This is a genomic window from Aquirufa sp. (genome assembly GCF_964796385.1).
On record NZ_CBAUBA010000033.1, the window covers coordinates 18,457 to 29,354 of the forward strand.

Sequence of the window (10,898 nt, forward strand, 5' to 3'; positions counted from 1 at the left end):
ATGCAAAAATAACCTAACAAGCACTAGAATCAAAAAATCAATTTGAATTATTTTTAAAAGGGCGAATTGCATTTTCAAACGCCTTAAACCAATAATTAGCATATAATTGATCCGTGCGTACCCCTTTGCTCGTACTCGCATGAATAAAGGTCACTTCATTATTTCCTTTAACAGACGTAACTAATCCGATATGATTAATGGCAACAGATCCATTTGTTCTAAAAAATAACCAATCACCTCGTTGAATCTTATTTAGGGGTACCGATAAACCAAAAAGAGCTTGTTGGCCTGAATTACGTGGAATTTCAAAATTATTCGTACTATAAACACGGAATAGTAAACCAGAACAATCCATTCCATCACCATTCGCACCACCAGAACGATATGGAATACCGTAAAATTGCTCCGCTGTACGAATCAATTGATCATTCTCATGATCTGAAAAATTAGTTGGCAATTCCCTAGAATCCCTTAAATAAGTACTAACCCGATTAATCGATTTACATCCAACTAATCCCCCAAAACATAAGATTAAAATAATGTACTTAAACATAAACTACACTAAGGTCATCTAGATATAATAAAATTCCATCACCAACAACTTGTCCCAATTGAGCCAAAATAGCTTTGTAACGAACAATTTGATCTACGTGCTCTTCCATCCTTTTGCCTGTTTTGAAATCTATAATAATGCTTTTACCTGCTTTAGAAATAACGCGGTCAGGCCTAAAAATAGAACCGTCAGGACTTAAAATATCTCGTTCCACGAATAAAAGCTCCTCATCAATAAAAAATTCCTTTAGTATAGAGTCGGTCATTACTTGATCGACAAGTACACGAATTGAATCATCCAAGTAAAAAAAAGAACTAGACTGATTATCCATCCAATATTGAGCGCCTCTAATTTGCGCTAGAACTTGATGTAAATATTCACCTTCAGACCGCTTCGATTTGCTTTGTGAATATAAATCTGAAGATTGGGTAACAACACGAAAATCGGGAGATTTAACAATTTTAGTTTGAATTTTTAGCGTACGATCTGATCGATCTACTATTTTACTTGACTTATAATGTGGATTAGACACATTTGCTAAATCATAAAAATCAGTCAATTCAGTAAATTCACCTTGAAGATATACGGGTAATCTTTCCAGTTTTTCAGACGTATTTACAGCAAATAGAACTAAAACCTCTGCAAGAGACTCTCTGTATACCTGTTTTGTTTTGGGAGCCGAATCTTCGTCTGGCAAAGATGTTAGAATATGTAAGCGCTGTTTAGCCCGAGTAAAAGCAACGTACATCATATTTAATGAATCCAAGAAAATACTATGACGCTCTTGTATACTTTGAGTTTTTAAAACAACCTCATGTAAAACTTCTTTAGCAGCCACCCGGCCATAAGAATACAGTAATTTTTGGTCGTCTAATTCCAATGCCGACAAAGCAACTTCTGATAAATTATACCAAATTCGTTCATTACTAGCCTGATGTGTCCAATTGGCAAAAGGAATTATAACAACGGAGTATTCTAATCCTTTTGATTTATGAATACTTGTAATTGTAATTGCATTAGAGCCTTCTGGACTAGCAATTGTAATTGAACCTTTATTTAATTCGTAGTAGTTTAAAAATTCCTTTAATTCCTCAGATTGAGTGACAATATATTCTTGAATCAAATCTAAAAACTTGAATAAATACTCTGTTCCTTCTTTTTGGTTAAATAAATCAAAACAATCAATAATAGCATATACTGTTTGTATTATCGTAAGCTCATTAAATTCTTTTAGTGTAGCAGGCCAATTAAAGAGATGGAGAATATGTTCTAAATAGGATGAATTATACTTAGTTTGATTATGAAAATTAGCTAAATTTTCAACATTAATTTTTTCATTTTTTAATTCACTAACCTGAAAAATGAACTCAATCGCTAAAAATTCATTTGTTGGATTATCCTTAAGTTTAAGTAAAGAAATAATGATACCTACTAAATTTGAATAATGAATTAGAAGTGAATCAGATGAAATAATGGGATAACCTCTTTCTTTCAATTGAATAGCCAAATACCTAGCATGCTTATTTTTTCGAACTAAAATAGCGATGTCCGTATAATTAAATCCTAATCGTACATTTTCTTCAATTTGATTGATGACTTGAGTAAGCATCCAAATTTGCTCTATATCTTTAGCATCAGGATCTAATTTAGGTTTACGAAAAACAGTTAAATCAACAGAACCTGTATACTTATCCGAAGGAACACGGGGAATTTGCTCCAGAAATTGACCATAAATAGGTTTAATCAAATCAGATTGCGCTGCGTACATTTCTTGTTCAGAAATCCATTTAAAAAATGAATTATTGAATGCAACAATCTCAGCAGCGCTTCGGTAATTATAAGCCAGATTTTCATTCGCAACCGCTGAAACTAAGTAGTCAAAACGTTCTTCATCAAAAGTGCCCTCACCAATTTTTGATTGAATAATTGATTTATCTTTTTGAGTTATGGAAGCAATGAGGCCAACCTCCCCACCTCGAAATTTATATATTGATTGTTTTGCGTCACCCACAAGTAAATTTTGATGCCCTAAGGAAACAGAATTTTCTAACAAAGGCATTAAATTTTGCCATTGTAGCATGGAAGTATCTTGAAATTCATCAATTAAAATATGCGTGTACCGATCACCTAATTTTTCATAAATAAATGGAACTGGGTCATTCGCAATAACTTGATAAAGTCTTTTTGAAAACTCGGAAATGGAAACTGCTGCATTCTCGTTTTGATAAATTATCAATTCTTCCGCTATAGAGGACAACAAGGCTATCTTTTTAATATCCCGAACAATCCATAAGAGTAGTTGGTTTCTTGAAAAGTTCTCATCGTACATCGTAACAAAAGATTGTCCAATAGTATGCAATGAATCTGCTAAATCATTAATTTCAATCGCGGTACTTTTATCTACTTTACTTGCAGCCCATTGATTAGATTCAAGTGCCTTATTGAGCGAAGAAAATTTAAAATCAACTAATTTTTTATCAGCTAAATATTTCCTAAAGTAATATACCGGACTGTATCGGCCGCTCGTGAAGTAATCATCTGGAAACTGTAGTGGATTTATGTAGCTGATAAATTCAGAGGCTAAATCGAGCATTCTAGTCTCAAATTCAAAAATTTGTTGACGAATTTGCGTTTCAATTAACTTAAAATCCTCCATGGAAAAAACATCCATGTGGGGTTTAATTTGATGATAAGATTCATCTAAACAAATACGTAAAAACTGATGCAGATTAGCACGTAATAAATTCCAAGATCTACCTTCAGAAACCTCTGTTTTTGCGAAATCAATTAAAAGTTCTGTTAAAATTGGATCTCCAAGCCGATTAACTTTTTCTAGCAATTGATCAATCAAATGATCCATCAAACCATTCGAATCTAAAATAACTTCAAATTGACTCGGTAGATTTAATTCCTCAATGAAAGTAGAACTTAACCGCTGAACAAAACTATCAATAGTCATGACAGAAAATAAACCATAATCTTGTAAAATTTGCTGTAGAGCAACTGAAGCACGTTTGGAAATTTCTGTCTTACTTACATCTAACCCTTCTGCTTGAAAATCGAGAAATATTAGAGCTAATAGCTCATGATCTTGATCGCTTTGAGGATTTGAAATGCCTTTTAAATACTCGATTATTCGAGTTCGCATTTCCTCAGCGGCTTTAATCGTAAATGTAACAGCTAAAATGCGCCTAAAATAACCCCGACGATCCTCCTCGCGTAAGGCCAACTTGATATATTCTAAGGTTAGAGTAAACGTTTTCCCCGAGCCGGCCGATGCAGAAAAGAGTTTTAAAGACATAGAATAATTTTAAATTCAAGACGAATGCAAGATAAAATAAAAATAGGATTAATTCGGTGTGGTATTTATTCCTATCTTTGTTTCCCGTAACCAAATAATGAATTATTCGAATGTCTGGCAAGGGATTAATTAAGAAATCAAAGTACATTTTCGTAACGGGTGGCGTAACTAGCTCACTCGGAAAAGGCATCATCGCCTCTTCACTTGCTAAACTTTTACAGGCTCGTGGATTGTCATGTACAATCCAAAAATTTGATCCTTATATCAATATAGATCCAGGTACGTTAAATCCATATGAACATGGGGAATGCTACGTGACAAACGATGGAGCGGAAACTGATTTAGATTTAGGGCATTATGAGCGTTTTTTAAATACACCAACAAGCCAAGCAAATAATATTACGACTGGGCGCGTTTACCATAATGTAATTACCAAAGAGCGTCGAGGCGATTATTTAGGTAAAACTGTACAAGTTGTCCCTCACATAACAGATGAAATTAAACGTAATATTTTAATTTTAGGTGAGACAGGTAAATTTGATATTGTCATTACAGAAATAGGTGGTTGCGTTGGAGATATTGAGTCATTACCATTTATTGAGGCTGCGAGGCAATTAAAATGGGACTTAGGAGAGAAACACACCCTATTTATACATCTTACCCTTGTTCCTTATTTGGCTTCAGCAGGCGAGTTAAAAACAAAGCCTACCCAACACTCCGTAAAACAATTATCCGAATCAGGAATTCAACCCGATATTTTAGTTTGCCGTACGGAGCATCCGCTTCCACAAGAAATGAAAAGGAAAATAGGTCTTTTTTGTAATGTGAGCGAACAAGATGTAATTGAAGCTAGAGATGCCGAAACAATCTATGATGTACCAATGTTGATGCAACAACAACGTTTAGACAGCCGCGTTTTATATAAACTTGATATTTATAATGACACGGATAGTAATTTAACGGCATGGACTAAATTTTTAGATAAATTAAAAAATCCCAAATTCGAAATAACAGTAGGATTAATTGGTAAATACGTAGAGCTAAAAGATTCGTACAAATCGATTGCTGAAGCATTTATTCATGCGGGTGTAGCCAATGAAATAAAGGTAAATGTCAAATGGATATCTTCAGAAAGTATGGAGGATATCGATGTGGCAGATGTTTTAACAGGTTTAGATGGAATATTAGTTGCTCCAGGATTTGGAGAACGCGGCATTTTAGGTAAAATAAACGCAGTCAAATATGCACGTGAAAATAAAATACCATTCTTAGGAATTTGTTTGGGAATGCAATGTGCCGTTATTGAGTTTGCGCGTAATGTTATAGGTTTAGAAGCTGCACATTCATTTGAAATGAATCCAGAAACAAATTATCCAGTCATTGATTTAATGAAATCGCAAAAAGATGTTTCAGAAAAAGGAGGAACTATGCGATTAGGATCTTATCCATGTAAAATTGAAAAAGGTACGATGGCCTTTAAAATTTATGGAAAGACTTCAATTCAAGAAAGACACCGTCACCGTTATGAATTTAACAATGACTATTTAACTCAATTTAATCAAGCTGGCATGGTCACTTCAGGCATTAATCCTGAATCAGAACTTGTTGAAATCATCGAACTACCCAATCATCCATTTTATGTAGGAGTTCAGTTCCATCCTGAATACAAATCAACAGTTGAGGCACCATCGCCTATTTTTGTGCAATTTATTAAGGCTGCGTACCAGCATGCAGTTCCATTTATCAAAAATTCAAAATAATTTATGGATAAGAATTCAATATCCGGTATCGTCTTAATTATGGCCATGTTACTTGGCTATCAATATTTTTTTGCACCTGTGGAACCGGTTCCAACAGAACAAGTAGCTAAAAAAGCAAATGTAGTTAAACCAAAAGCTAACATTGTCGTAACACCCCCAACTGCACCAGATCCTACTGCACAAATCAAGGAGCGTTTTCTAAAGTTAGAAAACAAGAATATGGTAGTAACGCTCTCAAATTACGGCGGTAAAATTAAATCAGTAACGTTAAAGAATTACCGTAGCTACGCAAATTACAACTCGGGTAAAAGTGAAGGAATTCAGATGTTTGATGCAAGCAAAGATCAATTTGATGTAGAGATCCCATCTGGAAATACAAAAATTAAACTGAATGCTTTAATCTACGATGTTCAAGAGAATAAAGGCAATGTTGTGTTTACAAGTACATTAGCAACCGGCCAGAAAATTAGTCAAACGTATAATTTAGGGGAAGAAAATTTTGAACTCGATTATTCAATTGATGCGAAAAATGCAGCTAGCGTAATCACAGGGGCTGATTACACGATTCATTGGAAAGAAAATCTAGTTCAAAATGAAAAAGATATTAATGAAGAACGCAAAGCCACAATCAATTATTTATTGACTGAAGATGAGGAGTTTGATAATTTATCTGAAAATCCGAATGGAATAGAAACGGACAATTTAATAAAGCCAACTCAATGGATTTCATTTAAGAAAAAGTATTTCTTAACAGGTCTAATACCACAGGGTTTTGAATTTAAAAAAGCAGATTTAATCAGCACGCCCAATCTGACTGATTCTTTACATTTAAAGACATTAGACGCTACGTTAACAGCATCAACACAGGATCTAATCCAAGGCAAATCAAATTATAAGTTTTACTTTGGACCAAATGATTATTCTATAATAAAAACCGTCGCTCCTTCTTTTGGAAAAAACGTCAAGCTGAGCTATGACTTTTTATTGCCGCTCACAAAGTACATATTCGTACCTCTGTTTGATTTCTTAGAGAGTATCGTGTCAAATTATGGATTACTAATCATCTTATTGGTTCTAATCATTAAAACGGCTTTACTACCATTAACATACAAATCATATGTTTCGATGGCTAAGACGCGTATTTTAGCTCCTGAAATAGCAGCCATCAAAGAGAAGATTGGTGATGATCCAGCACGCGTCCAACAAGAAACCATGAAACTTTATGGGGAAGTTGGCGTAAATCCATTAAGTGGCTGCGTACCCGTTTTAGCTACTATGCCCGTATTAATGGCCGTATTTATGCTATTCCCTAACTTAATCAATCTTCGTCAAGAATCCTTCCTTTGGGCAAATGACTTATCTACATTCGATTCTATTTTAACGCTGCCATTTGCCATTCCATTTTATGGAACTCACGTGAGTTTATTTTGCTTGCTAATGACAGCATCTCAATTAGCGTATGGATATTATAATAATCAAATAACGCCTGATCAACCTGGCCAACCGATTAACATGAAAATGATGGCATACATTACGCCTGTCATCTTTATGTTTGTGATGAATTCATTCTCTGCAGGATTAAGTTTCTATTATTTTGTATCTAATTTAGTGACGATAGGTCAGCAATTAGCCATTCGTTATTTTGTTAATGAAGACAAGATCAAAGAATTATTAGATGCTAATCGTGTAAAAATTGCGGCAAGTGGTGGAGCAAAGAAATCTCGTTTTTCTCAATACCTTCAAACGCAATTGAAGACGATGGAAGAACAACAAAAAGCAACAGCCACACAAAAGAAACCTAAGAAAAAATAATGGGTATATTAAGTTCAAGCTACTTTGAAAAAGCAAAAACTTTAATTCCAGGTGGGGTTAATTCACCTGTTCGTGCATTTAAATCAGTTGGTGGTACTCCCATTTTTATGCAATCGGCAAAAGGAGCCTATTTACACGACGTAGATGGCAATTCATACATTGATTTAATCGGTTCATGGGGTCCAATGCTATTTGGCCAAGCACATCCTGTTATTGAAAATGCAGTTAGAGAAGCTCTTTCGGATGGATTTTCATTCGGTGCACCTACTTACAAAGAAGTACTAATCGCTGAAAAAATTTGTTCCATGGTGCCATCCATTGAAATGGTACGCTTAGTAAGTTCTGGAACCGAAGCCACTATGGCAGCCATTAGATTGGCACGCGCATACACAAAACGCGATAAAATCATCAAGTTTGAAGGCTGCTATCATGGTCATGGGGATTCATTTTTAATTGCTGCAGGTAGTGGCGTAGCTACACTTGGGACACCAGATAGTCCTGGTGTAACAGCATCAACAGCAAAAGATACATTGACAGCAGTTTATAATAACTTAAATTCTTTACAGAATTTATTCGAAGCAAATCTAAACCAAGTCGCAGCGGTTATTATTGAACCCGTGGTGGGCAATATGGGATTAGTTACTCCAAAAGAAGGTTATTTAGCTGGCGTTCGTAAGCTATGTGATCAATACGGAGCTTTATTAATATTCGATGAAGTGATGACAGGCTTTCGCTTATCGCCAAGTGGGTACCAAGGAATATGCAACGTTTCACCTGATATAACTACGTTTGGTAAAATAATAGGTGGCGGATTACCCGTAGGTGCTTATGGTGGTCGTTCAGAAATAATGAATATGATTGCACCGTCAGGACCGGTATATCAGGCAGGAACCTTGAGCGGAAATCCACTTGCAACCACTGCAGGTTTGGCGATGCTAAACCACATAACGGATAACTTAGACGTGTACGATAGGTTAGCCGCTAAAGGGAATAGATTAAAACAAGGAATTCGATCTCAATTAGATTCGTTAGGTTTATCCTATACAATCAATCAAATCGGCTCTATGTTCACTTTGTTTTTCACAGAACAAGCGGTAAATAATTTTTCGGATGCCAAAACTTCCGACATCGCACTGTATGGAAAATACTTCCATGGTATGCTTGAACGAGGCATCTACTTACCTCCCTCCCAATATGAATCTTGGTTTATTTCAGATGCAATTCAGGAAGAAGAATTGGCTAAAATTCTTCAGGCTAGCGAAGAAACACTCCTACAGATGTTCGCTTAACCATGTTATTCAGCATCATCATACCCGTATACAATCGTCCACAGGAACTTGATGAATTATTGGCTTGTGTAGCCCAACAATCCTACACAAATTTTGAAGTGTTGGTCATTGAAGATGGAAGTGTTGATAAAGCTGACCTCGTCGTTAAAAAGTATGCCAAATCTTTACAAATCAACTATTTCTTCAAAGAAAACGGCGGGCAAGGTTTTGCACGTAATTACGCTTTTGAACGTGCTAAAGGTGATTTTTTCATTATACTGGATTCAGATGCATTAATTGAGCCAACCTATTTAGAAGAAGTAAAAAAAGGTATAGAGAATCAGCAATTAGATCTCTTTGGTGGACCTGATAAAGACCATGTAAGCTTCACTGCAACGCAAAAGGCGATCAGCTTTGCCATGACCAGTTTATTCACCACAGGTGGAATTCGTGGTAAAGCAAAAAACATAGGTGGTCAATTCCATCCACGAAGCTTTAATATGGGTATCTCGAGAAAAGTTTGGGAGGCGACAAAAGGTTTTGTCATTACACGCATGGGTGAAGACATTGAATTCAGCATACGTTGTATAGCTTTAGGATTCAAGTCAGGCTTACTACCAGAAGCGTTTATCTATCATAAAAGAAGAACTAGTTTCAAGCAATTCTACAAACAAATTCATTTCTTTGGAAGAGCCAGGATTAATATCAGTCGGTTTTTCCCGAAAGAACTTAAATGGGTTCACTTCTTCCCTGCTTGTTACTTTATTTATTTTTGGAATACTGTTGTTCTAAATATACTAATTCCTCCAATTGGGAATTTACTCTTTATGGGATTACTGGTTTATTGGATAGCCATCTTTTTAGATGCTTTAAAACAGACAAAGAGTATACAGATTAGTCTATTAGGATTGATTGCGGCCAACATACAATTGCTAGCTTACGGTCAAGGATTTATCGAAGAAGGTATCAAAAAAATTACCAATACTTCCCAGCCATAAGGTAATTCTGAACATAATCTTTTACACCTTCTTCTAAGGTATAAAACGCTTCATCATATCCAATGGAGCGCAATTTAGACATATTGGCTTCCGTAAAATACTGATACGTATCTCGAATGTCCAAAGGAGTATCTATGTAATTAATTTGTACAGGCTTATTCATTGCCACAAATGTGGATGTACCTAACGCATTAAATGAGCGAGCAATACCGGTGCCTAAATTATATATACCAGAATTTTTACGGTGCTCCATTAAAAAGACACAAACGTCAATCAAATCTTTCACGTAAATAAAATCTCTCATTTGTTCTCCATCAGTATAATCAATTTTATGTGATTTAAACAAACGAAGACTACCATTTGATGTGATTTGATTAAAAGCATGCCAAATAACGGAAGCCATACGTCCTTTATGATATTCATTCGGACCATACACATTGAAAAACTTCAATCCAGCCCAAAAAAATGGCTTTTTCTCTTGCTGTAAAGCCCAGATATCAAAGTCATTTTTTGAATCTCCATAGGGATTTAAAGGTTTTAACTTAAAAAGTTCGGCTTCATTATCATTATAACCACACTCACCTAAACCGTATGTGGCCGCAGAAGAGGCATAAACCAAAGGAATTTGATAATCAATACACTTCTGCCAAACCATTTTAGAATAGTTGACATTTAATTCATCAAAAATAGACTTATCAAATTCAGTAGTATCTGTACGTGCGCCAATGTGGAAGAAAAATTCAACTTCACGGTAGTTGGCATCAAGCCAACTAGACAGCTGAGTTCGTTCCACACGTTCTTTAATTTGCTTCCCTTCTAAATTCTTATTCTTTTCAGGATATGAAAAATCGTCAACAGCGATGATGTAGTTAAAATTCAATTCGTTTAATCGAGCGATTAAACAACTTCCAATAAATCCAGCTGCACCAGTTACAATGATCATAGAAAAGTATTAAAAAACAAATTTACATATATTCTAAATAGCTTTTGTACCTTTGTGAAATATTTGGATTGTCTGCTATTGTTTTCCCAGACATCCTTCACACAAACTGAAAACAATGGTATACGTTATCCGAAAGGAACATTTCAACGCCGCTCATCGCCTATTTAATCCAGCTTGGAGCGAAGAAAAAAATCAAGAAGTTTTTGGACTATGTGCGAATAACAATTGGCATGGGCATAACTTTGAATTAATTGTTACGGTCA

Annotated in this window: 8 protein-coding genes; 5 read left to right on the plus strand and 3 right to left on the minus strand. The window is 35.2% G+C overall.

Features of this window, described 5'->3' with window-relative positions; all coding sequences use genetic code 11:
• Positions 1–37: 37 nt before the first annotated feature.
• Positions 38–553 carry a C40 family peptidase gene (locus tag AC1W6K_RS09745; RefSeq protein ID WP_481947337.1) on the minus strand — a complete coding sequence of 172 codons (516 nt, stop codon included), beginning with the start codon at positions 551–553 and terminating at the stop codon, positions 38–40.
• Positions 546–3,854 carry a UvrD-helicase domain-containing protein gene (locus AC1W6K_RS09750; RefSeq protein WP_481947338.1) on the minus strand — a complete coding sequence of 1,103 codons (3,309 nt, stop codon included), beginning with the start codon at positions 3,852–3,854 and terminating at the stop codon, positions 546–548. The genes AC1W6K_RS09745 and AC1W6K_RS09750 overlap by 8 nt, the downstream gene beginning before the upstream one ends.
• 110 nt (positions 3,855–3,964) lie before the next feature.
• On the opposite strand from AC1W6K_RS09750, the gene AC1W6K_RS09755 reads away from it, so the two are divergent.
• The 4 genes from AC1W6K_RS09755 to AC1W6K_RS09770 are packed head-to-tail and all read left to right on the plus strand — an operon-like array spanning position 3,965 to position 9,692.
• A complete protein-coding gene (locus AC1W6K_RS09755; RefSeq protein WP_481947339.1) occupies positions 3,965–5,614 on the plus strand; it encodes a CTP synthase in 1,650 nt (549 codons plus the stop codon).
• Positions 5,615–5,617: 3 nt separating this feature from the next.
• Positions 5,618–7,426, plus strand: a complete 1,809-nt coding sequence (gene yidC, locus AC1W6K_RS09760) for a membrane protein insertase YidC (protein WP_481947340.1) — start codon at positions 5,618–5,620, stop codon at positions 7,424–7,426.
• Entirely contained in the window at positions 7,426–8,715 is a 1,290-nt protein-coding gene (hemL, locus tag AC1W6K_RS09765; RefSeq protein WP_481947341.1) for a glutamate-1-semialdehyde 2,1-aminomutase, read from the plus strand. The genes yidC and hemL overlap by 1 nt, the downstream gene beginning before the upstream one ends.
• A 2-nt stretch (positions 8,716–8,717) precedes the next feature.
• The gene (locus tag AC1W6K_RS09770; RefSeq protein ID WP_481947342.1) at positions 8,718–9,692 is read left to right on the plus strand and encodes a glycosyltransferase family 2 protein; all 975 of its coding nucleotides are present in this window, start codon (positions 8,718–8,720) and stop codon (positions 9,690–9,692) included.
• On the opposite strand, the gene rfaD is transcribed toward AC1W6K_RS09770, so the two are convergent.
• A complete protein-coding gene (gene rfaD, locus AC1W6K_RS09775) occupies positions 9,670–10,635 on the minus strand; it encodes an ADP-glyceromanno-heptose 6-epimerase (protein WP_481947343.1) in 966 nt (321 codons plus the stop codon). The two genes, AC1W6K_RS09770 and rfaD, sit on opposite strands and share 23 nt — an antisense overlap.
• A gap of 115 nt (positions 10,636–10,750) precedes the next feature.
• On the opposite strand from rfaD, the gene AC1W6K_RS09780 reads away from it, so the two are divergent.
• Positions 10,751–10,898 (plus strand): 6-carboxytetrahydropterin synthase (locus AC1W6K_RS09780; RefSeq protein WP_481947345.1); only part of this gene is annotated, 148 nt, incomplete at its 3' end.